This window comes from Lunatibacter salilacus, assembly GCF_009797935.1.
GTDB lineage: Bacteria > Bacteroidota > Bacteroidia > Cytophagales > Cyclobacteriaceae > Lunatibacter > Lunatibacter salilacus.
The window spans coordinates 561911-585141 of sequence record NZ_VOLC01000002.1 but is presented as its reverse complement, the minus strand read 5'-3'; the positions used below and the strand labels follow the sequence as shown (position 1 = coordinate 585141).

21 protein-coding genes and 1 pseudogene are annotated in these 23231 nt (G+C 43.1%); 4 read left to right on the top strand and 18 right to left on the bottom strand.

Features of this window, described 5'->3' with window-relative positions; genetic code table 11:
* Positions 1 to 252: 252 nt before the first annotated feature.
* Both FQ608_RS05085 and FQ608_RS05080 read right to left on the bottom strand, forming a co-directional pair.
* On the bottom strand, positions 253 to 837 hold the full coding sequence (locus FQ608_RS05085) for a sugar O-acetyltransferase (protein WP_158856700.1): 585 nt from the start codon (positions 835 to 837) through the stop codon (positions 253 to 255).
* A gap of 4 nt (positions 838 to 841) precedes the next feature.
* Positions 842 to 1378 (bottom strand): DinB family protein, encoded by a 537-nt coding sequence (locus FQ608_RS05080; protein ID WP_158856699.1) that lies wholly within the window; start codon positions 1376 to 1378, stop codon positions 842 to 844.
* A gap of 118 nt (positions 1379 to 1496) precedes the next feature.
* Between FQ608_RS05080 and FQ608_RS05075 the strand changes: the two genes are divergently transcribed.
* From FQ608_RS05075 to FQ608_RS05065, 3 genes are all read left to right on the top strand, one after another.
* A complete protein-coding gene (locus FQ608_RS05075; RefSeq protein ID WP_158856698.1) occupies positions 1497 to 2885 on the top strand; it encodes an exonuclease domain-containing protein in 1389 nt (462 codons plus the stop codon).
* 48 nt (positions 2886 to 2933) lie between these two features.
* Positions 2934 to 3953 (top strand): L-glyceraldehyde 3-phosphate reductase, encoded by a 1020-nt coding sequence (gene mgrA / locus FQ608_RS05070; protein WP_158856697.1) that lies wholly within the window; start codon positions 2934 to 2936, stop codon positions 3951 to 3953.
* 218 nt (positions 3954 to 4171) lie between these two features.
* The gene (locus FQ608_RS05065) at positions 4172 to 5143 is read left to right on the top strand and encodes a zinc-dependent alcohol dehydrogenase family protein (RefSeq protein ID WP_158856696.1); all 972 of its coding nucleotides are present in this window, start codon (positions 4172 to 4174) and stop codon (positions 5141 to 5143) included.
* 239 nt (positions 5144 to 5382) lie between these two features.
* Here FQ608_RS05065 and FQ608_RS05060 read toward each other — a convergent pair.
* From FQ608_RS05060 to FQ608_RS05000, 13 genes and pseudogenes are all read right to left on the bottom strand, one after another.
* Positions 5383 to 5739: pseudogene (locus FQ608_RS05060) on the bottom strand (esterase); the annotation flags it as partial.
* A gap of 257 nt (positions 5740 to 5996) precedes the next feature.
* A complete protein-coding gene (locus FQ608_RS05055) occupies positions 5997 to 6788 on the bottom strand; it encodes a tryptophan-rich sensory protein (RefSeq protein WP_158856695.1) in 792 nt (263 codons plus the stop codon).
* 129 nt (positions 6789 to 6917) lie between these two features.
* Positions 6918 to 8156, bottom strand: a complete 1239-nt coding sequence (locus tag FQ608_RS05050) for an MFS transporter (protein ID WP_158856694.1) — start codon at positions 8154 to 8156, stop codon at positions 6918 to 6920.
* A 563-nt stretch (positions 8157 to 8719) separates the two neighbouring features.
* Positions 8720 to 9613 carry a 4-hydroxy-tetrahydrodipicolinate synthase gene (gene dapA, locus FQ608_RS05045; RefSeq protein WP_158856693.1) on the bottom strand — a complete coding sequence of 298 codons (894 nt, stop codon included), beginning with the start codon at positions 9611 to 9613 and terminating at the stop codon, positions 8720 to 8722.
* A 293-nt stretch (positions 9614 to 9906) separates the two neighbouring features.
* On the bottom strand, positions 9907 to 10398 hold the full coding sequence (locus FQ608_RS05040; RefSeq protein WP_158856692.1) for a DUF6913 domain-containing protein: 492 nt from the start codon (positions 10396 to 10398) through the stop codon (positions 9907 to 9909).
* A gap of 155 nt (positions 10399 to 10553) precedes the next feature.
* Positions 10554 to 13019 carry an NAD-dependent DNA ligase LigA gene (ligA, locus tag FQ608_RS05035; RefSeq protein WP_158856746.1) on the bottom strand — a complete coding sequence of 822 codons (2466 nt, stop codon included), beginning with the start codon at positions 13017 to 13019 and terminating at the stop codon, positions 10554 to 10556.
* A 49-nt stretch (positions 13020 to 13068) separates the two neighbouring features.
* Positions 13069 to 13269 carry an exodeoxyribonuclease VII small subunit gene (gene xseB / locus FQ608_RS05030; RefSeq protein WP_158856691.1) on the bottom strand — a complete coding sequence of 67 codons (201 nt, stop codon included), beginning with the start codon at positions 13267 to 13269 and terminating at the stop codon, positions 13069 to 13071.
* Entirely contained in the window at positions 13256 to 14575 is a 1320-nt protein-coding gene (xseA, locus tag FQ608_RS05025; RefSeq protein ID WP_158856690.1) for an exodeoxyribonuclease VII large subunit, read from the bottom strand. The genes xseB and xseA overlap by 14 nt, the downstream gene beginning before the upstream one ends.
* A gap of 104 nt (positions 14576 to 14679) precedes the next feature.
* The gene (locus FQ608_RS05020; RefSeq protein ID WP_199856309.1) at positions 14680 to 15129 is read right to left on the bottom strand and encodes a hypothetical protein; all 450 of its coding nucleotides are present in this window, start codon (positions 15127 to 15129) and stop codon (positions 14680 to 14682) included.
* A complete protein-coding gene (locus tag FQ608_RS05015; protein ID WP_158856689.1) occupies positions 15129 to 15515 on the bottom strand; it encodes a hypothetical protein in 387 nt (128 codons plus the stop codon). Before FQ608_RS05015 ends, FQ608_RS05020 begins: the two co-directional genes overlap by 1 nt.
* A gap of 26 nt (positions 15516 to 15541) precedes the next feature.
* Positions 15542 to 16090 carry an RNA polymerase sigma factor gene (locus FQ608_RS05010; RefSeq protein ID WP_158856688.1) on the bottom strand — a complete coding sequence of 183 codons (549 nt, stop codon included), beginning with the start codon at positions 16088 to 16090 and terminating at the stop codon, positions 15542 to 15544.
* A gap of 73 nt (positions 16091 to 16163) precedes the next feature.
* On the bottom strand, positions 16164 to 17087 hold the full coding sequence (gene fmt, locus FQ608_RS05005) for a methionyl-tRNA formyltransferase (RefSeq protein WP_158856687.1): 924 nt from the start codon (positions 17085 to 17087) through the stop codon (positions 16164 to 16166).
* 2 nt (positions 17088 to 17089) lie between these two features.
* On the bottom strand, positions 17090 to 18301 hold the full coding sequence (locus tag FQ608_RS05000) for an exo-beta-N-acetylmuramidase NamZ family protein (protein ID WP_158856686.1): 1212 nt from the start codon (positions 18299 to 18301) through the stop codon (positions 17090 to 17092).
* A 39-nt stretch (positions 18302 to 18340) separates the two neighbouring features.
* Here FQ608_RS05000 and FQ608_RS04995 point away from each other — a divergent pair, with 39 nt between their 5' ends.
* Entirely contained in the window at positions 18341 to 19561 is a 1221-nt protein-coding gene (locus FQ608_RS04995) for an ABC transporter permease (protein WP_158856685.1), read from the top strand.
* Here the strand turns inward: FQ608_RS04995 and FQ608_RS04990 are convergent.
* The 3 genes from FQ608_RS04990 to FQ608_RS04980 form a co-directional block, all read right to left on the bottom strand.
* The gene (locus tag FQ608_RS04990) at positions 19545 to 20291 is read right to left on the bottom strand and encodes a polyprenol monophosphomannose synthase (protein WP_158856684.1); all 747 of its coding nucleotides are present in this window, start codon (positions 20289 to 20291) and stop codon (positions 19545 to 19547) included. The two genes, FQ608_RS04995 and FQ608_RS04990, sit on opposite strands and share 17 nt — an antisense overlap.
* Before the next feature lie 223 nt (positions 20292 to 20514).
* Positions 20515 to 21477 (bottom strand): AraD1 family protein, encoded by a 963-nt coding sequence (araD1, locus tag FQ608_RS04985; protein WP_158856683.1) that lies wholly within the window; start codon positions 21475 to 21477, stop codon positions 20515 to 20517.
* Between the two features lie 602 nt (positions 21478 to 22079).
* The gene (locus tag FQ608_RS04980; protein WP_199856308.1) at positions 22080 to 23015 is read right to left on the bottom strand and encodes a metallophosphoesterase; all 936 of its coding nucleotides are present in this window, start codon (positions 23013 to 23015) and stop codon (positions 22080 to 22082) included.
* Between the last annotated feature and the right edge of the window lie 216 nt (positions 23016 to 23231).

The following is a 23231-nucleotide window of genomic DNA, read 5'->3' as shown; positions in this document are numbered from 1 at the left end:
GCGAAGATCAGCGAGATCCGCGGGAGATTGTTTCCCGCAGATTGCGCAGAAAAAGTGCAGCAAAAACGGGCGGAGATTATTATTTGCACAAACTAGCGCAAAAAAAGTCTGCGAAGATCAGCGAGATCTGCGGGAGATTGTTTCCCGCAGATTGCGCAGATAAGCGCAGAAAAAGGTCGGAGATTGTAATATGCACAAACTAGCGCAAAAAAAAATCCGCGAAGATCAGCGAGATCTGCGGGCTATTTTTCATTAGTTAATTTCAGGGGGTTCATCTTTGTTCTCCAGCTTTTTAATAATTCTGGCAGGATTGCCACCGACTAGAACATCCGCGGGAACATCTCTGGTAACCACTGCTCCTGCGGCGATTATGCTTCTGTCGCCGATTTTGACTCCTGGGCAAATGATTGCGCCTCCCCCTACCCAAACATCAGATCCGATGGTGACCGGAGCCCCATATTCCAGTAAACTACCCCGGACTTTCCAATTGATGGGGTGGGTGGCGGCATAAATTTGCACTTTAGGCCCAAAGAGACATCTGTCTCCGATAACAACTTGGCTGACATCCAAAATAACACAGTCAAAGTTGAAATACACCTGCTGACCTGCACGGATATTGTAGCCATAGTCACAGTAGAACGGAGGCTCGATCCAGAATTCATTTCCAATCTCTCCCAACAGCTCTTTGAAGAGCTGATTCCTCAACCGGATATCTTCAGGGGCACTCTCGTTTAATTTTTTGAGAAGTTTTCTTGCAGCAAGCCTTTCCTCGCTCAACTCCTCGTCAGATGCCAGATAAAGTTGTCCGGCCAGCATTTTTTCTTTTTCGGTTGGCATAGGGCTAATGGGTTACTGCATTTTTAATCTGTTCTAGGTGCCTTTTTTCATGAGCAAGTATGATTTCAATTGCCTGATCAAGCTGATATACTACCAGTTTATTTGCTGGGGAAGCTATCATCAGGTTTTTTTCTAGAAATGGATCCAGTTGTTCAATATACTTTGAAAGCTGGGCATGCTGCTTTAAAAATTGGTCCCCCACAGAGGGATCGATGAGGCTGTGGCGAGGTTCCCATGTGGGGAAGGTTTTCACCTTTTTGGGGCTGACCATTGATTTGAGAATAAATTCGCCTGTTTTTTTCCCAACAAAAGGAATATATCCCATTAACGGTTTGCTGTACTTTCCCTGAATAATGGCATCGAAAATGGGGAAATAGCTTTTGTTAACCTTGTAAAGGTGGTCAATGATTTCCCCTGGGCTCCAGACTTCTGGAGTGCGTTTCATGTTAAAGGCCGGCGTTTGGATTTTTTTTAATATTTGCTCAAAACCCCAACTGATCTCTGTAATTTCCATTTGCCAGTTGTCTGCGATTTCTCTCATCTACATTTCAAAATTAAATCCCGGACCATTGGGTGACTTGGCCCGAAGATGGTACATTTATGATTCTGGTAAGTTACAAATTTAGTTTGCATTTTGTAACCAAAAGCCACGCCAATCTATGTATGCCATTGTAGATATTGAAACTACGGGGGGATTTACACCCGATAACCGCATTATTGAAATAGCGGTAGTGATCCATGATGGACAGTCCGTTACCTCCCAATATCAAACGTTAATCAATCCACAGCGACCTATTCCAGGTTTTATTACTGGCCTGACTGGGATCGACGGAGCCATGTTGAAGGAGGCTCCTGTTTTTGAAGAGATAGCCGATGAGCTTTTTGATTTTTTGCAGGGGAAAATTTTTGTGGCCCACAATGTCAACTTTGATGTAAATTTTGTCAAAGATGCCTTTGCAAGGGTGGGAATGATTTATAATCCGCAACTATTATGTACGGTCCGACTTAGCCGTAAAATATTTCCGGGGTACAGATCCTATTCCTTAGGCACCCTTTGCGGCCAACTAAACATATCCATAGCAGAAAGGCATAGGGCTATGGGGGATGCGTATGCCACAGCAGTTCTTTTTGGGCAGCTTATTCAGGCAGATGCCCAGGGTATTATTGCGGCTTCCCTTAAAAACAGGAAAAAGGAAGTTGCGCTTCCTCCCCATATCAGTCAGGAGAAATTTGCGCAATTGCCCGAAACACCTGGGGTTTATTATTTCCACGACCTGCACGGAAAGGTGATCTATGTTGGAAAGGCTATCAATATAAAAAGCCGCTTTAAAAGCCATTTCTCAGGTAAGGCTAAAATAGCTATGAAAACTGAAATTCACGATGTGAGTTACGAATTGACGGGAAACGAGTTTTTAGCCTTGCTTTTGGAAACCTTGGAAATAAAAAAACACTGGCCAAAATATAACCGTTCCCTCAAAACCAAAGCAACCTCTTGGGGTCTTTTTTCCTATGAAGACCAGCAAGGTTATCCGCGATTTACAATTTCCAAAAACAATGGACAGCAAAAGCCAATCCTTACCTTCACGAATCATTCGGATGCATGGTACTATTTACTGGATTTGGTAAAAAGCCATCAACTTTGCCCCAAACTCTGTGGGATTCAGAAAACAACAGAAGCCTGTTTTGATTTCAAGGAGGGAAGTTGTCTGGGAGCCTGCTGCGGAGAAGAGTCTGCGGAAAGCTATTCAGACCGCGTGGAAGAAATGCTGGGTAAAATAAGATTGAGTGGCTCTACTATCCTGATCAAGGAAACCGGCAGGGAAGTGGAGGAAGAAGCCGCCCTGCTTTTTGAAAATGGCTTGTTGGCGGCTTTTGGGTTTATAGACCGATCTACAAATCTGCATCGTACCGAAGACATCCTGCCGATGTTGCAGTCGGTCAAACCGGTTTTGGAGACTACCTACTTACTTCGGTCCTACTTGGAAAAAGGCAAAAAGGAAAACATTTATTACCTTTCAGGATTGAATGGAATGTCATCAAAAGCTTGATGCCTCACCCACTTTATTGAACTCAATTAATCGAACAAAAAAATTGCTATGAAAATTAACGACCATAACGCGCTTAAACCTTATGAAGCTTCCGCAGAGCGGTACGAAACCATGCAATACAGGCGCTGTGGACGCAGTGGTATTGATCTTCCATTGATTTCCCTAGGCCTCTGGCATAATTTCGGCCATACGGATGATTTTAAAAACCAGCGAATTTTGCTTCGTAGAGCATTTGACCTAGGGATAACCCATTTTGATCTGGCAAATAATTATGGTCCTCCGTTTGGGGCAGCTGAGGAAAATTTTGGGAGGATTTTAAAAAAGGATTTTTTACCGTACCGGGATGAGCTTATCATTTCCTCCAAAGCTGGCTGGGACATGTGGCCTGGGCCTTACGGAAATTTCGGATCCAAAAAATACCTGGTTGCCAGTTTGGACCAAAGCCTGAAACGCATGGGCTTGGATTACGTCGATATTTTCTACCACCACAGACCAGACCCCATGACGCCTTTGGAAGAAACCATGGGCGCACTTGATCTTATCGTTCGTCAGGGCAAAGCTCTCTATGTGGGAATCTCCCAATATAGTGCGGAAGAGACTTCACTAGCGGCAAAAATCCTTAAGGAACTGGGAACTCCCTGTTTAATCCATCAGCCTAGGTACAGTATGCTGGATCGTTGGGCGGAAAATGGTTTATTGGATGTTTTGGAAGAGGAAGGCATCGGATCTATTGCCTTCTCACCATTGGAGCAAGGAGTACTTACAGGCAAATACCTCAAAGGATTTCCCGAGGATTCCCGTGCAGTAAAGGATGGCCGCTACCTAACGAAAGACAGTATAACTCCAGAATTGTTGGCGAAAGTAAAAGCTCTAAATGAAATTGCTGAACAAAGAGGCCAAAATCTCGCCCAAATGGCCATTGCCTGGTTGCTTAAGGATCCTAGGATCACTACTGTATTGGTAGGAGTGAGCAAAGCCGAGCAGCTTTTGGATAATGTCAACAGTCTGAAGGTGCTTGATTTCAGTACTGAGGAGTTACAGAAAATTGAGGAAATATTAAATGCCTAAAATCCTCAGTTTTTTCCTGCAATTTATGAAGAAAAACCGTCCAGGTTTCGCCCATTTAATTTGAACAACGATCTGATTATCAACAAAACCTGGAAGGTTTACGGATTTAACGAAAAAACAGACAAAACCCTTCAATAGTTTTGGCCTGCCGATTGCAGTCTCCATTTGAGTCGACATTTGAAGGGGAATTCCTTTTCGGGCTAAATCAATTAAAACTTATGAAACAAGTCATATTTTATAAAACCGGATATCCCCAGGATGTCCTGAAGGTAGAAGAAGCAGAAGTTCCAGTTCCGAAATCAGGCGAAGTTTTGATCCGGATTACGGCAAGGAATATCAACCCTTCCGACATCATGTTTGTCAGGGGAATGTATGGGATTGCACCTCAACTCCCCAGCTCTGCAGGGTTTGAGGCCGTGGGAGTGGTAGAGGATGCAGGTGATCAAGATCGGATTAACAGGGGAACCCGGGTGATTTTCTCGGCAATCGGTACCTGGAAAGAATACATTTGCCTTCCTGCCAATCAACTCATTCCCGCTCCTGAAGGTATGCCGGATGAGGTGGCTTGCCAAGCATTTATCAATCCAATGACGGCCTATGGCATGTTGCAAAGAAGCGGATTGCAGGAAGGTGATTGGTTGTTGCTGACTGCCGGAGCATCCGCATTTTCCAAACTGGTTATTCAAATGGCAAAGGCTAAGGGAATAAAGATAGCCTGTACCGTCAGGAGGAAGGAGCAGATTGCCCAGCTAACGGATAGGGGGGTGGACTTGGTAGTGAATACCGAAACTGAGAAAATTCCAAATGCATTAATGGACGCAACCAATGGAGATGGAGTTTCTGTTGTATTTGACGCAGTGGGTGGAAGTTTGGGTGCCAAAGCATTGGCAAGCCTTAAGCCCAAAGGTAAAATGATGGTCTATGGATTGCTCAGTTTGGAAAATATTCCTTTGAATAGCGGCTTGATGATATTTAAGGACCTGAGTATTGAAGGATTTTGGCTTACCAGTTATTTGGAAGGATTGGATAAAAAGTCCCGACAGGAAGCCTTTCATACTGTTTTCGGAACCTTGACCTCGCAGGATTTGAAGGTGGACGTAGCGGATACTTTTCCGCTGGATCAAGTAAAAGAGGCAATAGCGGCTTACGAAAAACCCGGACGTACAGGGAAAATCATTTTAGTTTCGTAGCATACGACAAATCTGAATCTAAGGGAATTTAATTTTTGGTACTCGTAGTCCAAAGTTTTCTAGTGCATTTAATTACGTTTAGCCCAATCCTGAAATCAGCAGTATTTCCCTGAAATCAGATGGCCTTAATCTAAAGAAAAACCTTCCGGGTTTCACACGTTTGATAAGATCAACTAACTGATTATCAAAAACAAATCTGGAAGGTTTCCATAATTAAGCTTAACTAAAAAATCCAGTGTGGATCCGTAAAAATTCAAAGAGCCAGGATCGTTAAATGTCCCTCCATCCACGGTAAGGTGGTAATAATGGAAACCTTCGTCCAGAGGTCCTTCTGTTGTACCGACCCAAGTGCTGTCCTCTGTCTGTGATAAGGTCGTCCCGCCTCTACCCCCTAATCCAAGGCTCACTTTGACTGCTTGCGCATCAGGTGCTTCAATGCGAAACCTGGCATACCCTTGGGAATTTACCATTGGATATTCCTTGCCGGGTTGGTTTAAACTGGAAGGTTTGAAATCTTCAACAACTGAGGTTGTTTGGGCAAATGAGGCAGTACTAATAAAGCAAGCCGCCAATCCAAAAAAGAATGTTTTTTTCATAATAGGTTATAGGTTTATAGGTTTATAGAAAAATAGCACCTTGTTCCTAACATTACCAAATTTGTCGTAAAGATTGAGATTCAATTTAAGTTAAATGAATCATTTTTCATCAAGAAATTACGGCAAAATGGCAATAAGATTCAATGGCTATATTTGTAAGTGTAATTTAGACATTTATTTTTTTTCTAAAAACAACTTCTGGCTTTTTTTTGTCGATGTACACAAAAAATGCGCTATATACCATTAAAGGAATTTCTTCAAGCTTTATTAAGAAGTTTGCCAAAGGGAGAATCCTTCCAATTTTTTATAAAGTGATACCCGGCAATTAAAAATAATATTATAGCTGAGGCCACCGCGGCAGCTGCCACGTTTTCATTTTGCCCCCATTGATTAACGGCAATCGCAGAGGTGCCCCAAACACCTACCAACGCAGCTTCACGCATGTTTCGGCTAAAAGTGAGGTTAGCGTATATCCCCGTGGCTACTGCCAGAACAAACGTAGACAAAATCTCTGGATTAATGGAATTTTCAAGCCAACCTGTACTTTGCAACCAAACCGAAATATTTAGAGTCGTTGCCAACACGATCCAACCAATATATACGGTAATCGGCCACCAGACAAAGAATATAATTCTCATTGGAGCATCCCATATTTCCAGTTTTAGTCGGATGACAAGTTGGATCAGGGAGAAGAGAAGCGCGCAAATTACCAACACGGACCACCCCAGGGCTATATTTGTCCAAAGGATAATCCAAAGGCCGTTAAATACGTTGGAAGCTGCAAACCAAACGCCTGAAGGAAACAAAGATTCTTGGTTGTTGTTTCTAAAAAAGCCTACCCATTGATAAATCAGAAACCCCAACAGCATAAGGTAAATAATTCCCCAGATCGCAAAGGCATATCCGGCAGGTGTTATCAGGGTAGGGTAAAGGTCACTGATTTCACCAACAGTGCGTTCCCCCCTTTCTCCACTACCATAAACATAATTTAAAATCAGGGTAAGTATAAAGGTAAATGTATTTAATAGTAGAAGAGGGAAAGGTTTCATGCTTAGTAGGATTTATATGTTCAATATAGGCATTTTTTAAAGATACGAAAAAGAAAAACAGTGTAGAAATGAAATGCGAAAATTGCTTTAAAATCGGCTGCTTCACGTCACTGTAGTTTTATCTGTCACTTACATGATACCCGACTGCTTCATGGCCCTATAGGTTCTTTTTCGCAATAGGAGTAGGTTTTTGGCATAGTAAATAGAAAGAAGCAACACACCACTAGCACTGCCTAGTAACGTAAGCGGTGCGCCAATCAGGTCTGTAATCAGCCCGATCCCAAAACTCCCAACCGCCAAAGCACCCATAAAGAGCATAATGTAAAAGCTGAGCACGCGCCCTCTTTTTTCCTCAGGAGCCAGCGTTTGAAGGAGTGTGTTGGTTCCTGTAAAAATAAATACACGACCTAACCCCGTGGTAACCAATGCCCCGAGCGATACCCAAAGGACAGACGAAAAAGAGAAAACCAGCAATCCCATCCCAAAGGTGATGGATCCTGCCAAAATCCACTTGTCCAGTCCCAGCACATGACTCTTGCTTCCTACCAGCACGGCACCAATCAGACTTCCAATGCCGATTGCACTGGTCATATAGCCAAAAACCACGGAATCCCCTAGCAAAACTTCGGAAGCTACAATTGGCAATACCACGGTGTAGGATATGCCCAGCAGAGTAATCGCCGCCACAAAAAACAAAAGAAAGCGGATGTGCTTAGTTTTCAATGCATATTCGGCTCCCTCTAAAAATTCTTCCTTAAAATTCCTTTCTGAGGGCTCCTTTACGGGTGGAGTGTATCTTATCTGTAAAAAAATGAAAACGACGATTGTGCTTGCGATAGCATAGATTAGAAAAATGTACCCTTCACTGATTATTGGAATAAGTAACCCCGCCAATGCGGGACCAACTATTCGTGCAGTATTGAATAAGGAGGAATTAAGAGCAATTGCATTGGTGAGGTAGGATTTATCAGTGACGAGGTCATTGACGAACGCATGCCGGGAAGGCATTTCCAAACCTGATACCAACCCGAAAAGTAGTTGAAGGATAATTAACAGTGTGATAGATATTGTATCTGTCAGTGTAATTGCAGCCAGTACAATAGCAAGAAACGCAACCAAAGATTGGCAAACCATCAACAGCTTGTGTTTATTATAACGATCAGCCAGTACTCCGGCTACGGTGGAAAAAGTAAACACAGCTATTTCTCTTGAAAAGGATATTACTCCCAATAACAGGGCGGACCCAGTAATGCGATATACCAACCAACCGATGGCAACCTGTTGCATCATACTGCCAAGGTTGGAAAACGCCTGCCCCGCAAAAAAAAGCCGGTAATTTCTGGAGGAAAGGGATTTAAAAATAAGCATGTATATTATTGTTCCGGAAAATGGATAAAGTCACTAAAATAAAGGATTTTTTTTAGTGATAAGTTCCGTCCAATTAATTAAGGTGCCAATGAATGATCTGATATATGCTTCGCGGTAGGCAATTGATATCGATATGGAAGGAGCACCCAGAAACACGTTTTACTTTTAGCAAAAAGGGACATGAAAAATCTATTAAATTACGTTATCGACAAAAAAAAATAATTTAAATTACGATTAATGTAAATTTTAACAATTTTTGTTAAATTATTTGTAAATAGGCTATCGACCTGCTACCTTTGAAATATCAAATAAAGGCAAATGGTCTTTTATACTGTAGGATGATGAAACTGGCAGACATGCCCTCCGGTCTCGGGGGTGGGGAATTCAGGATAAAGCAAACATCGAGCTCGTGTTTTTGCCTAACTGCCCCGTGGAGGTTCGACTCCTTCTCCTACAGCAGGTTATTTTGGGTTTATTGTTAATTGACTAAAGCTATGAAATTTTATTTCATAGCTTTTTTTATTTGTTTTTTCGAGTGTAATCAGTTTAAAGTCAAAAAGCAATTAGCCTACTTGGGTGTCCATTACCTGTTCCTTTTCCAAGTGATTTGCAGCAGATATTATTCTTTCACACAGATTTTCGCTCGCCGCTGCCAAAGGTAATCTCACAGTATTCTCGCATAATCCGAGGTGATTCATCAGGCATTTTACACCCACAGGATTACTTTCTTCATACATTAATGGGTTAATTTCCAACAACTTAAAGGTGGATTTTTTGGAGGATTCCGAATCACCATGTATAATGGAAGAAATAATAGCGGGGTATGCGTTGGCTAAAACGGAAATTAATCCTTCGGCTCCTATAGCTTTTAGTGCGGTGGTGATCATGTCATCGCCAGAAATCAATAAAAAGTCATCTGGCTTTTTGTGGGCAATTTGCATGCATTGCTCTAAGTTACCGCTAGCTTCTTTCATGCCAATGATGTTTGGATGTTCGGCCAAGTGAAGGGTGGTTGCCGCAGTCATGTTGGACATGGTCCTTCCAGGTACATTATATAAAATAACCGGTACTGGGCAGGCATCAGCAATGGCTTCGTAATGCTGGATAATTCCGGATTGACTCGGTTTGTTGTAATAGGGACTTACGGATAACAACGCATCTACGCCAGAAAAATCCGTTTCCTCTAATTCATTAAGAACAGCCTGAGTGGCATTTCCTCCCAGACCATAGACAAGCGGAAGTCTGCCTTTTAGTACTTTCCTCGAAAAAGCCAAGACGTCTTTCTTCTCTTTGGAAGAAAGCGTAGCGGATTCCGCGGTAGTGCCCATCACCACAAGATAATCCACGCCTCCTTGTAATACATGCTCAATTATCCGCTGCAAAGAAGGATAATCGATGGAAAGGTCTGTGTGGAAGGGGGTTACTAATGCTACACCGGTTCCAATAAGCTTTTTCATGTGTTTATGATTGTTTTTCATTTGCCACAACTTGTCCCGGTTTGCCGGGGTGGAATCTCGCAATCGTAATCATCGCTCCGTGGGATGTTCTCGTCATGCTCGATTTCATGTGTCTATAATTTTTTTTCAGCGGTCACATGGAATCTCGCATGGTTGATAGTCATCCCAGTGTGTGACGGCTATGTCATGCTCGATTTCATCTGTTTATAATTCTTTTTTCAATGGTCAGATGGAATCTCGCAATTATAATCATCCCACTGTGTGACGATCTCGTCATGCTCGATTTCATGTGTTTAGTTAATCTGCTTTAAATATTTGAAGAGTTGTTCGGTGGCTGTTTGAATATCTTTCCCCTCTTTATTAAGCATAAGGTCCAGATAGGGCTTTAGTGGTTCGCTGTAAAAACCAATCGCATAGGGCTTTGGCTTTAAATAGAGAAGATATTGTTCGAAGTAATTGGCTTTCTCGGAAGTAAAAATAATCAAATCTGGCTGAAGAGACAGATAATTTTTTATTTTTTGTTCCGGTATGCCAAACAGGGAGAAATCCTTATAAGAAAATGCCCGCTCATCAGTGGATTTTTCGTCATAATATATTCCCGAAATCTGGACGCTTCGGTCGAAAGCCCTGTTGACAAACGAAGTTGTCTCATCCAGTTCCTGATTGTTTTGGGCAATAATGCAGATATGATCCACATGCTCTAATACCAGCGTTTCCTTTAGGGCAGCATCGGGGTTCTTTTTGTCCAGTGCATTTTTAATGAAGTATTCCTTTATCCATCTCATAGGGACAATATATTAGCCGTAAAATTAATAGAATTGAAACAAAATCCCCTTTCAAAGAAGATAAATGGAAGTAGTATTGGAGTAATAAACTGATTAAAAGGTGTCTGTCAATAAATTATTTTTGCGCTAATCACCCAAAAACCACCAGGGGATATCTATCGGGTTACATTTTTGAGGAATTCTTCCTCGGAGATCAAGGGGATTCCTAGTTTAGCCGCTTTTTCTTTTTTGCTAGGTCCCATATCTTCTCCCTCTATTATGAAATCTATGTTTTTGGAAACTGATTTTACATACATACCTCCATGGGACCGGACAAAATCTATGATTTCATCTCTTTTAAAGTGGTGCAACTTTCCTGATGCCAGGATTTTTTTACCTTTAAGTTTTTCACTTTCCAATATAATTCCTTCTTTACTCGATTCAAATAAAAGGCCATGGCTTTTTAATCTTTTGATGATTTCCATATTTTCCGGAACATTCAAAAAATCCTGAAGGCTATCCACCAAGGTTTCGCCAATTCCGTTGATATCGAGAAGCTCCTCCCTGCCGGCTTCCTTTAACTTTTCAAAAGTGTCAAAGTGTTCTACTAAAAGAACGGCTGTATTTTCACCAATATTGCGTATACCAAGTGCAAAAAGCACTTTTTCATAAGGTTGCCCCTTACTCGCTTGGATTCCTTCCATCATGTTGGAAATGACACCTTCCTGAAAGGAATTGCCTTTCAGCTTTCGGACTTTCTCCAAATATCCTTGGGATAATTCCGATTGAAAAGAAAAGAGCAGGTCATGAACAGTGTTCTTTATTTTAGAGAGGGAAGTTAATTGTTCATATATGTGTGATGGGAGAGAACCCAGCGATTTAAGTACTGCGGATACAGGAATAAAATCCTCTATTTGGTCAAATGCCTCCCTGTCAAGCTGATCCGTCAGTCGCCGAATGACAGCTGTATTTTCATTTACCTTTTTGCCTGTTTCCCGGATAAAGTCTAAAAACGCCGCCAATTTTATCGGTTGCTCTTCTTGATCCACCCCGGTTAAAAATTGATCGATTGCCGTTAAGGAAATACCGTCAGTAAGGGCAAATAGGGCTTTTTTCAATGAAACGTACAGATAGCCTTCGCCGCTTTTGGTATATTGATCCTCCGACACTTCCAAGCCCAACAGCTTTTCCTGGATATCGGGGAGGTCGTAAATATCCGCTGGGGTTCGAACATATCCTTGATTAATAAGCGCACGGATTCGCTCCGTACCTAAAGTGTCTATATCCATAGCCCTCTTGGACACAAAGTGCTCGATTCTACCTAAAATCTGAGGTGGGCAGGATCCGGCATTGGGACAAAAATGCTTGGCCTCCCCGTCCTTGCGGAGCAGTTCGGTTCCGCATTCGGGACATTTGGTTATGTAACGGATCGGTTTAGCGGTAGCCTTCCTTAATTCTAAAGAAACGGCCGTAATTTTAGGTATGATTTCGCCTCCTTTTTCTACCCACACCGTGTCACCTTCGTGAAGATCCAGCCGTTCTATTTCATTGGCATTGTGCAAGGAGGCCCGTTTTACGGTGGTTCCGGCCAGTAATACCGGTGACAGATTTGCTACAGGCGTGATCGCACCTGTGCGTCCTACCTGATAGGTGATGGACAACAATTCAGAGGTCGCTTTTTCTGCTTGGTATTTGAAAGCAATAGCCCAGCGTGGAATTTTGGCCGTAAACCCAAGTTCTTCACGCTGTCCGTAATCATTGATTTTCAACACTACCCCGTCAGTTTCAACGGGAAGTTGGTGGCGTTTTTCCCGCCATAGTTCAATAAATTGGAGTACATCCTGGACTGTTTGGCATTTTTGATAGGTCGGTGAAACATTGAAGCCCCATTTTTCCAATAAAGCGATAGCTTCATCATGTTGGTCTATGTCCAAATCCTCTCCTAAAAGTTGATACAGATAACAGTTTAACCTTCGCTTGGCTACTACTCCTGAGTCCTGCATCTTGAGTGTTCCCGATGCGGCATTTCTGGGATTCGCTAGCAGAGCTTCTTCATTCGCTTCCCGTTCAGCATTGATTTTTTCAAACTCCTTTCGGGGTAAAAATATCTCGCCTCTGACCTCCAATATCTCAGGAATTCTGTCTCCTTTAATTCGCAACGGAATATTTCGAATTGTTTTGACATTTTCTGTTACTACATCTCCTCTAAACCCATCACCACGGGTGACTGCCCTCACCAACCTGCCTTTTTCATATACCAAACTAATAGCAACACCGTCAAACTTGAGTTCACAAAAATAGGAATAGTCTAAATGCCCCAATCCCCGCTGAACCCGCTCGTCGAATGCAATCAACTCCTCCTCAGAATAGGTATTCCCCAAAGAAAGCATCCTCACTGAATGCGCTGAGGTTTCAAAATTTTTGGTGATTGTTCCACCCACGCGTTGTGTTGGACTATACTCATCCGCAAACTCGGGATAGCTTTTTTCCAGCCGGATAAGCTCGTCCATGAGGTTGTCAAACTCAAAATCACTGATCTCAGAGGTGTCTTCCTGATAATACAGGTGGTTGTAATGGTTAATCTGTTGGGTCAATTCATCAATTCGCTTTTTAATATCGGCTGGGGATGGCTCACTGGACATGGCAAAAATGGGGTTGAAGTCACTATTTATCTTGTAGGCAATGGAGATGCTAATCCTCCGAATCAAAAGCTTTGGCAATATCGTCCTCTGTTGCCCGCAGTTTTTTCTTACAGGCCTTTACGAGGCTACTTGCTTCTTTTACTAGCGCGGCAAGTTCATCAATACTTTTATCATTCTCTTCGAGTTGGCTGACAATGGCTTCAATTCGGGTAATCGCTTTGTCGTAACTGAATGAATCAGGAGGCGTCATAATCGTTGATTTCTGTAAGTGTTGATGTTAATTTTTTATCGAGGGTATAGGTGACGATTTCATCACCTATACTGGGAACCTGAATCTGAATGGGTTTTCCCAACAGTTCGGTTCGGGTATATCCTTTCCGGAGAATTAGGTTGGGGTCCAGCCGGGTTATATCTTGCTGAAGGTGATTGATGCGCACCTTAGTAGATTCCAATACCGTTTTCACTAATTTTTTAATCTCCTTTTCTTGAATATCCAATTGGAGATGTTGGATACTAATGCGGTGTTTGGTCAGGGAGCGTAGTTGCTGGTTTTTTCTATCCAACCTTTCGCGATGTACTGAAAGGATATTTCCAGCCGAGTTTTTCAGCAAATGTTCCCTGTCATGTATGGTTCGTTCTTCTCGTTGCAGATAAAACCTGCTCCGCCTTTCCATTATCGTAAGCTGTCCATTCAGTCTGTCCTCGAAATCCCGAAAACCAGATAGTAGAAAAGTCGCCACGGCGGTCGGCGTTTTTAAGGAAGTATGGGCGACAAGGTCTGCGATGCATTCATCCCTTTCATGTCCTATACCCGTGATGACGGGAAGGGTGGTATTCGCAATGGATTTGGATAGTTCATAGTCATCAAAAGCATCCATATCCGTCTGTGCGCCACCGCCGCGAATGATCACGATCAAGTCAAAGGCTTTGCTTTGCTGTTCTGCTTCGATTTGATCAATTGCCGATATGACTGATGCAGGGGTGTCCTTTCCCTGCATGGTTGCCTGATAAAGCGTCACAAATACCTGGTAATGATCGGGGTTTTGGGCAAGTTGATTGATAAAATCTCCATGGCCTGCGGCGGTAACCGAACTGATCACCGCTACCCGTTGGGGAACTTTGGGCAGTTCAAATTGCCTGTTGAGTTGTATGAGCCCCTCCCTTGTAAGTTGATCGATTACCTCCTGCTTTCTCCTCGCACGTTCGCCGAGTGTATAGTTGGGGTCTATATCTTTTACTATAAGACTCAAGCCATATACTTCATGAAACTGGACATTCACCAGGGCAAGTATTTTCATTCCACTTCGGAGTGCATCACCTGTAGTTGATTCAAATCTCCTACGGATTCCCTGGTAGGTGTAAGACCAAATATTCCCTCTGATTTTAGCGGTTATCTGACCGGTTTGTTTCTCTATCAGATCCAGATATACATGACCTCGTACCGAATCCCTAAATTCACCAATTTCCGCCATGACCCAATAGGCGGGCTGCAGGTGCCTATCGAGGGTTGATTTGATAAGTTCGTTGAGATGTTGTAGCGAAATCGGCTCTTGCATGGCACAAAGTAAGGAAAAATGACCGATAGGGAGGATATATTTATTCAAAAAATACAGGACATAAATAAAAAAACCGGAACAAGTCCGGTTTTTTTTTTATTGGTTTAGTTTTCTCTTTGCCTACGGTGTTGCATCTGGTAAATTTGCCTGGTAAAGTCTCTATTGGCCTCCGATAGTTTGAATGCCTGGACCGAGGTAATTACTTTGGTGATTTCCCGCATAAAGGACTTCTCGTCCTTCAACATATCCTCCTGAATCTGAAACCGTTTTTCAATAAGTTCGCTGGCTTTGCTTTCCGATGGATTATCACCGGCTTCTTTGCTAAGTCCATGCAGCTTTCCCATATGGGTTCTTCTTGATTCGTTATGTTGATTGTAGATTGGCCAGAATTTCTCAGCTTGTTCTGATGTAAGGGCCAACCTATTGGTGATAAAAGCGACCCTTGCGGATTCAAGCTTCTCCCGGTCTACCTCATTTCGACTACCTCTCTGTGCATATCCCGTTACCGCTAGTAAAAGCAGGAATATGGTGAATGTTGATGTTCTTTTTATCATTAGTAAAAGATTTCTGTTTCTATAAAGGTGTTTCGCTCATCTCCCAGCTCGTAATCCCACTCGGAGGCAATGATCTCATCCAATAAATCGTTAGGGTTTTCCGCCATTCCCAAAATATCCAATTCATCCCAATAGCCTGCGGAAATGAAGAGCTCAATGTCCTGGTCCACGTTGGACTGGAAATTTGGATCCTCAAAACTCGTCTCATGAGAAATAGCAAAAAACATGCCTACAGCCAAAACCGCCGCGGCAGCTATTCCACTAATCCAAACTTGTCTTGCTTTACGTTCCCGTTTCCGCTCTCTAGTCCGTTGGGCTAGCGTGTCAAAGTACCCTTCAGGGATCTGGAATATATTTTCTTTCGGTATATTTTTCATCTGCTTCATCTTAGACAGGGTTTAGTGTCAAAGGTTTAAAACAATTTGATTTGTTCTTCAATTTTTTTTACTGCATGGTGATAACTGGCTTTCAGCGCCCCCACAGAAGTTTCCGTAATTTGGCTGATTTCTTCGTAATTGAGGTCTTCATAGTAGCGCAGGTTAAAGATAAGGCGTTGTTTTTCGGGCAATTTTAAAATTGCTTTTTGCAGGAATTTCTGAATTTCATCTCCATCAACAAGGGGGGATTTATCCAAATAGTTTTCCATGACCTCGTGATGATCGTCTATGGGGAAGAAAAACCGTCTTTTTTTTGACTCCAGGAAATTCAGGCTCTCATTTACAGCAATCCGGTAAAGCCAGGTGAATAGGGTCGAATTCCCATTGAATTTGTGAATATTGCGAAATGCCTTGATGAAGGTATTTTGAAGGACGTCATCGGAATCCTCGTGGACAATTAGCATTTTCCGGATAATGCCATACACCCGCTGCTGATAGTAGTCCATGAGCAATTGAAAACCCCTGTCTTTCGTCTTGGGGTCTTGTATGAGTTCAATCAGTTTTAAATCGCTTATTGGGACCATTCAATTCCTTAGACAATGAAATGGCATAAAAGTTTAATTGGTTTGTATATTAGGCTTTGAATAACGCAACCAATCACTTTAGGGAGTTGCCCCGAAGAAATTCGGCAACTTCCATGCGTTTCTTCCCTTCTAGTTGCAGGGTCAATACAGAGAGTAAGGCTGTGCCCGTTTGGAAGTGGATGAAAGACTTGTTGTCTGTTAGTAAAGACCCCACCTTTTCATTTGACGATTCGTCCAAAATGGCAGTGGTGTATATTTTGCAGATTTTCCCGTCAAGGGTCGTCCAGGCAGCCGGATAGGGCGACAGTCCCCGTACCAGGTTGTGAATTTCATTAGCGGACTTATTCCAGTCTATTTGACAGGTCTCTTTGAAGATTTTTGGAGCATGGTGGATGGATTTGGATTCATCCTGAAGTTGTGGTACGATAGAATCCGCTGCGAGAGCCTCAATAGTCTTCAGAACCAATCGGGATCCTTTTTCCATCAATCGCTCATACAAAGTCCCTACATTATCCTCAGGGTGTATCGGTTCTTTTTCCTGAAAGATAATGCTTCCCGTGTCAATTTCGTGTTTTAGAAAGAAGGTGGTCACCCCCGTTTCTTTTTCCCCATTGATCAATGCCCAATTGATTGGAGCCGCACCTCGGTAATCGGGGAGTAGGGAAGCATGTAAATTGAAAGTTCCTTTTGGAGGCATATTCCAAACCACTTCGGGAAGCATCCGGAAAGCGACTACCACCTGTACGTCCGCATGGTAGCTTCTGAGAATTCCCAAAAACTCAGGAGACTTCAGGTTGGTGGGTTGTAACACTGGGATGCCCAGCTTTTCTGCGCTAAGTTTGACTGGAGAGCTTCCCAGTTTTTTTCCTCTACCCTGCGGTTTGTCAGGGGCAGTGATTACGGCCACGACATTCCATCCCTGGGTTACCAAAAGCTCCAGGGCAGGCACGGCAAACTCAGGGGTACCCATATATATGATGCGGAGGTCTTTTTTCATTTTCAAGGGTATAACAGGTAGCTTTCCCGCAAAGTTTTATAGGTATCCAAATCGGCCTGCCAGGTAGCGCGGATTTCTGCTTCGTTCTTGCCAGCCAACATATCTTTTCGAAGTTGGTCACTTCCTGCGAGTTTGTCAAAGAAGTTGTTGAAAAATTTCTCTTTTTTTCCAGATAGCTGATAGGCCTCCAACAGATAGCTCAGTGTAAACCGGTGGGTAAGTGGTTCGTTTCGCAAATCCTTTCCATAACATTTTTTGTCTTGTTGAGGAGGGTTTTTGGACATGCCCTCAATGCTGACTGGTGTAAAGCTAAACTCTCCGAATTTGGGGTCAGGATAGCCGTAGACCTGAAAAGGAAAATGCGTGCCCCTGCCTAAACTCACATCTGTACCTTCAAAGTAACACAGGGAGGGATACAGGCGGATGGAGACATCATTGGGTAAATTTGGAGAGGGTTTTATGGGAAGCGAGTAAGGGGTTTCATGCGTCCAATTATCCATGGGAATTACTTCGATGGGTGCTTTAACCTTATTTTCCAACCAGCCCTCTCCATTTATCATCTGGGCGAGTTCGCCCACCGTCAAGCCATGAACGACCGGAATAGGGTGCATGCCTACAAAGCTGGTATATCCCTCTTTAAGAATGGGGCCGTCCACATAATCGCCGTTGGGATTGGGGCGATCTAAGATCATAAGCGGCTTGTTTTGTTCGGCACAAGCCTCCATCAAATAATGCAGTGTGCTTATAAATGTATAAAAACGAATACCCACATCCTGAATGTCAAATATGATCACATCCACATCGGAAAAAGCTTCCTTCGAAGGTTTTTTGGAAGCGCCGTATAAAGAGACCAAGGGCAGCCCAGTTTTGGCATCGATCTGATTTTTTACTAGTTCTCCAGCATCGGCATCTCCTCTGAACCCGTGTTCCGGAACAAATACTTTTTTGACATCTATACCTGATTGTAAAAGAAAATCAACAAGGTGTAGATTGTCCCGCTGTGTTAGTACGCTTGTTTGGTTGACTGCCAAAGCGACCCGCTTCCCTTCCAGCATTGGGAGGTAGATGTCGGGGCGGTCAGCTCCGGGTAAGATCGCCGCGGGAGCTGTAGCTTCCTGGTCATCATGTATGACTGAATTATTATTCCCCTTACCACAAAATGTGAAATTGGTAAACAAAAAAGCAGTAAGAAGTATTAATTTTAGGTGCTTCATAGTAATTTGCGTTTCTTACAAACAAAATAAGCGACTTCATTGAACCTTTCCTACTTCATTGCTAAAAGAATTAGTTTTAAGCGTACCGGGGGATTTACCGGGACCATCCATCGGATAGCAGTGGCGAGCATTGCGATTGGACTGGCAATTCTGATTATCTCTTTCATGGTATTGGGAGGTTTCCAGTCGGTGATAGCTGACAAAGTATTTTCATTTACAGGGCATTATCAGATTCACCGATTTGTTTTGACTAAATCGCTGGAGGAGTCACCCACAAGTAAGGATAGTTTTTTTTATACCCAATATCCCGAATCCGACTATATCCGGCATGTGCAGGCATATGCCAATAAACCTGGGCTACTAAAGGGTGACGAGGAAGTCGAAGGGGTTATCATGAAAGGCATAGGTCCAGATTTTGACACCCTCTCCTTCAGATCATCGATGGTCAAAGGGAGATTTATTCAGTTTCCGGAAACAGGAGCCGCCTCAAACGAGATAATTCTAAGCACAAAAATTGCCAACAAGTTGCTTCTTGATGTAGGGGATCTGATCACCATGTATTTTGTCCAGGAACCTCCCCGATTCCGAAGATTTGAGATCGTTGGCCTTTATGAAACGTTCTTGGAGGATTTTGACAATAAGGTTATACTTGGAGATATTCAGACAATTCGGGTGCTGAATGACTGGGAGGAAAATGAAGTAGGGGGATTTGAAGTGTTTCTGAAGGATCCACGACAAATTGATGCCCATGCAATGGATTTGTATGATTTGATAGATTACGATCTAAAATTGGTAAAGGCCACGGATAAATACCTGCAGATCTTTGACTGGTTGGAGTTGCTGAACAACAATGTGTATGTGTTTTTGGGATTGATATTATTTGTTGCTTCTTTTAATATGGTTTCTATTTTGTTTATCCTGATTATGGAAAGGACTCAGATGATAGGCATTTTAAAAGCTCTCGGTGCCCAAAATTCCCAAATTAGACGGATTTTTATTTGGAATGGCCTTCGAATAATAGGTAGGGGAATGCTTATAGGTAATCTCGTTGGGTTTTCGTTTGGGTGGATTCAGGAGAAAACGAAAATTATCCACCTTGATCCGGAAAATTACTACATGGACTTTGTTCCCATATTCTGGAATTGGCCCGTATTTATGGGCTTGAATGTGCTTATTCTGATCATCAGCACAGCCGTTTTGTTTATACCTTCCATGATCATCAGCAACGTAAACCCCATCAAATCTATCCGGTTTGACTAGACGGATATTTTTTGAACCAACTTTTCACTTTCATATAAATCACCCCAAATATAGCCTCCCTAAAAATGTGTTTGGACATTTTCGAGGTGCCTTTGGTCCGGTCGGTAAATATTATGGGAATCTCAACAATTTTAAAACCCATTTTCCAAGTAGTGAATTTCATCTCGATCTGAAATGCATACCCAATAAACTTGACCTTCTCCAAAGGGAATGCCCGTAATACCCGCTCCCTGTAACATACAAATCCCGCCGTCGTGTCCTTGATGGGGATTCCGGTGACGAGCTGCACATACTTACTGGCGAAAAATGACATAAGCACCCTGCCCATGGGCCAGTTGACTACATTCACTCCGGTAATGTACCGGGAACCTATGGCCATATCAAACCCATCTTCCGCACACGCCCGATAAAGTTTCGGAAGATCCGCGGGGTTATGGGAAAAGTCGGCATCCATTTCAAATATGAAGGCATAATTTCTAGCCAACGCATATTGGAATCCATCAATATACGCCGTTCCCAAACCTTGCTTTCCCTCACGCTGCAAGAGATGTATTCTTCCCGGGAAATCGGATTTTGCAACCTTAACCATTTCAGCGGTCCCGTCAGGTGATTGATCATCAATCACTAAAAGATCAAATAACTCCTCCAGTGCCATGATGGCATGAATCATTTCCGAGATATTTTCTACCTCATTGTAAGTTGGTATGATGACGAGTTTGTCTGACTGCATAATGAAACAAAGGGCAAAAATAGGATTAAAGTGCCTGTTTGCAAGCGACTGAATTGACTTTTATGGAATATTTCCTTAAATACGCAAACCTTCCAGGTTTTGTTGATAGTTAGCAAGGTGTTCGAATTAAATGGGTGTAAACTGGAAGGTTTATCTTCATTTGCTAGGGGAAATTCTTCGGATTTCCATATTTATTTCACCGTTTTTCATTAACTCTTTGAAGTTAAATCTGGTGTAAAGTGTTTGTCAGTGGTTGTCCAAATTCGGGAATGTTTATTTCAAATTTATCCCCGTGCCGCACCTCGATCCCGTCAGCGAAACTTAGCACTGAGGTGCCAAAGTAATGGACGTGAACGTCTCCCGGTTGTCTGAATAAGTCATATTTAAAGTGATGGTGCTCCAGGTTGGCGAGGTTGTGGCTCATATTGGCTTCCCCGGTTAGAAATTTTTTCTCCCAAACCACCTCATTGCCTCGGGCAATTTTGGAAGTACCTGTAAGGTGGTTGGGAAGATCTCCTATAAGTAATTCCGGGCCATAGGAGCAGTGCCTCAATTTGGAATGGGCCAAATACAGGTAATTTATTTTTTCCATGGTATGGTCGGAAAACTCATTGCCCAATGCGAATCCTACTCTAAAAGGGGTGCCGTCCGGTCCGTTGACGTAGAGTCCAACTACTTCCGGTTCTTCGCTTCCGTCCATTGCGAAGGATGGAGAAGGCAGGGGTTGACCGGAAGGAACAGCCATCAGTCCGTTACCTTTATAAAACCATTCCGGCTGTATTCCGGGAGTGTTGTTCACCATTTTTCCGTTTTCCAGCCCCATCCGAAACATACGCATGGAGTCCGTCACCTCATCCGGGTCGCTCTGCTTCAGTTTTTGGTGCATGGCATCTCTGGAAGAAGCACTGCCCAAGTGGGTTAACCCTGTGCCCGTTATCCATGCATGATAGGGATCCGGATGGTCCAAGGGCAACAGGATGCGGTTTTCACGAATCAATGTAGGGTAATCCAAGCGGGGTCCGACGGCAAATTGATCGATCAGGTCAGGCAGCGATATACCGGTTTGAAAGGTCTGCTGCACCAACTGATAGGTACTGGAAACCCCCTCCAGAACAATAATAGATGAATCATCGACGAGGCCTACATTCTGGTTGTTTTCGGTTGTTTTGAATTGAATTAAACGCATTTTTCTGGATGGTTCGGTTGAAATATGGTGGAAATATAATAGAAATATGGCCTACGGCCGAAATATTAAAGTTGATATTATTAGATACTGGATATTTATTGAAATTAAAAAGGTTGAAATATAGTGGAAATCGGAGCGAAGCTTAGACCCTGTGGAGCGTAGCGGTTCAGGGTATGGCCTATGGCCGAAATAAAGTTGAAATATATTGGAAATCGGAATGTAGTTGAGAACCCGGAAAGTGCAATTGTTGAGGGATAAAATTGACATTTCGGCTCCGGGTTTGCCCCCCGAAATCCTCCCTTTAGGGGGGACTTTTACTCCCGTTTTACTAGGAAAATTGCCTCCACAGACGTATGCATTATGGAAAATTCTCAATAATTAACGTAATCTATCAACCTCCTGTAGAGTTGAAATCCCGCAGACCACATAGTTTGCGGGAGGGAGGGAAGGGGGCGGGGCAGTTTTGGCAGCGGTGATGGTTGGATAGGCTATTCCTTTCCCGCCAAAACCCAATCCTGCCATGTTCTGCCTTGCCTCGGATGTCCGGATGATAAAGGAATTAGAAGACGCAAATTGACCATTAACAATTAACCATTAAAAACTCAGTTTCCCGGGACGAAATGCTGATTGATTTCAAATAGGTTCGGGTTTTCCGGGTTGATGCGGATGCGGAGCGCATGCATGTCCCGGTCACCGAAGACCTGTGCGGCGGTGAAGTTGGTAAGTACTCTTCTATTGTCATCGAGTAGTGGTTTGTCTATTACAAATTTATGGAAATCCCCATAGAGGAGTAATACGGGGTTTTCGAATGCCATCACCCTTTCCCGAAGTAGGTTGACAAAACTCAGGTGACCGTTGCTGTCCTCCTGGCTGCGGTAATTTAGCCCGGCATGCAACATAATCACCACACCCTGATGCTCCTTTTCGGTAGCATTATCAAAGAGCCTGTTGAGCCAAAAGAGGCTGGCCATTTCTCTTTCATAAAATTCATCGTTAAGTGCAAGACTGTCCAGTTTTAAATTGTTATTAGACCCCACTACATGAAGGGTGCCGAAGGAAATGTTATGCATTTCCCACTGGGCATTTTCCACGAATTTTTCCCATCCCTCAACATTGTTCTGGGTAGTGAGCGGTAAGGGGTTTTTACCAAGGCTTTGGGGCTGTGAAAAGAAAAGCTCCCTCAATTTGTCCAGCCTTTCTTCCGGCTCATACTCCCCGCAAGCGGGGCGGTAGCAGTCTGTCCATTCATTGTCACCCGGGGTGTAAATTAACGGATTGTCAAACTGGTTGAAATAATCCCTGATTTTCATAAAATAGGGATCACTGCATTCGGTGCTTCCGGATTTGATATCACCCACGTGTATGGTAAAGGAAGGCTGCTGTGTGTTAATTTCAGCTATTAGGTTTTCAAAACGGCTAAAATCCTCAGGAAGATGGTAGGGGATATCACCGATGGCCATAAATTCCAGGTAGGAGGGAGCCTGGGGCTGGCAAGAAAAAAGGCAAATTGTGAAGACTAGCCCATAAACGTAATTCATGCTATTTTAAGTTTGGTGGTGATTTGTTAAATATAGGGAATTAACGGATTACTTGATTTTCTTCGGTGGCCAAATTTGTACCAACATCCCAAACCGCTTAAGTTCGCCATTATTTTCAACTCCAACCTTTCCGACAATGCATTGATGTTCTTAACAGCGTTGTCGGCAAGCGCTTTATCTTGGGAAATGTACCAAAGCAGGGCGTAAAACTCAAAG

Excerpts from the sequence above, each read along its gene's own strand:
- FQ608_RS05085 (WP_158856700.1), bottom strand. The coding sequence starts at position 837 with ATGCCAACCGAAAAAGAAAAAATGCTGGCCGGACAACTTTATCTGGCA.
- FQ608_RS05080 (WP_158856699.1), bottom strand. The coding sequence starts at position 1,378 with ATGAGAGAAATCGCAGACAACTGGCAAATGGAAATTACAGAGATCAGT.
- FQ608_RS05075 (WP_158856698.1), top strand. The coding sequence starts at position 1,497 with ATGTATGCCATTGTAGATATTGAAACTACGGGGGGATTTACACCCGAT.
- mgrA (WP_158856697.1), top strand. The coding sequence starts at position 2,934 with ATGAAAATTAACGACCATAACGCGCTTAAACCTTATGAAGCTTCCGCA.
- FQ608_RS05065 (WP_158856696.1), top strand. The coding sequence starts at position 4,172 with ATGAAACAAGTCATATTTTATAAAACCGGATATCCCCAGGATGTCCTG.
- FQ608_RS05055 (WP_158856695.1), bottom strand. The coding sequence starts at position 6,788 with ATGAAACCTTTCCCTCTTCTACTATTAAATACATTTACCTTTATACTT.
- FQ608_RS05050 (WP_158856694.1), bottom strand. The coding sequence starts at position 8,156 with ATGCTTATTTTTAAATCCCTTTCCTCCAGAAATTACCGGCTTTTTTTT.
- dapA (WP_158856693.1), bottom strand. The coding sequence starts at position 9,613 with ATGAAAAAGCTTATTGGAACCGGTGTAGCATTAGTAACCCCCTTCCAC.
- FQ608_RS05040 (WP_158856692.1), bottom strand. The coding sequence starts at position 10,398 with ATGAGATGGATAAAGGAATACTTCATTAAAAATGCACTGGACAAAAAG.
- ligA (WP_158856746.1), bottom strand. The coding sequence starts at position 13,019 with ATGTCCAGTGAGCCATCCCCAGCCGATATTAAAAAGCGAATTGATGAA.
- xseB (WP_158856691.1), bottom strand. The coding sequence starts at position 13,269 with ATGACGCCTCCTGATTCATTCAGTTACGACAAAGCGATTACCCGAATT.
- xseA (WP_158856690.1), bottom strand. The coding sequence starts at position 14,575 with ATGCAAGAGCCGATTTCGCTACAACATCTCAACGAACTTATCAAATCA.
- FQ608_RS05020 (WP_199856309.1), bottom strand. The coding sequence starts at position 15,129 with ATGATAAAAAGAACATCAACATTCACCATATTCCTGCTTTTACTAGCG.
- FQ608_RS05015 (WP_158856689.1), bottom strand. The coding sequence starts at position 15,515 with ATGAAGCAGATGAAAAATATACCGAAAGAAAATATATTCCAGATCCCT.
- FQ608_RS05010 (WP_158856688.1), bottom strand. The coding sequence starts at position 16,090 with ATGGTCCCAATAAGCGATTTAAAACTGATTGAACTCATACAAGACCCC.
- fmt (WP_158856687.1), bottom strand. The coding sequence starts at position 17,087 with ATGAAAAAAGACCTCCGCATCATATATATGGGTACCCCTGAGTTTGCC.
- FQ608_RS05000 (WP_158856686.1), bottom strand. The coding sequence starts at position 18,301 with ATGAAGCACCTAAAATTAATACTTCTTACTGCTTTTTTGTTTACCAAT.
- FQ608_RS04990 (WP_158856684.1), bottom strand. The coding sequence starts at position 20,291 with ATGCAGTCAGACAAACTCGTCATCATACCAACTTACAATGAGGTAGAA.
- araD1 (WP_158856683.1), bottom strand. The coding sequence starts at position 21,477 with ATGCGTTTAATTCAATTCAAAACAACCGAAAACAACCAGAATGTAGGC.
- FQ608_RS04980 (WP_199856308.1), bottom strand. The coding sequence starts at position 23,015 with ATGAATTACGTTTATGGGCTAGTCTTCACAATTTGCCTTTTTTCTTGC.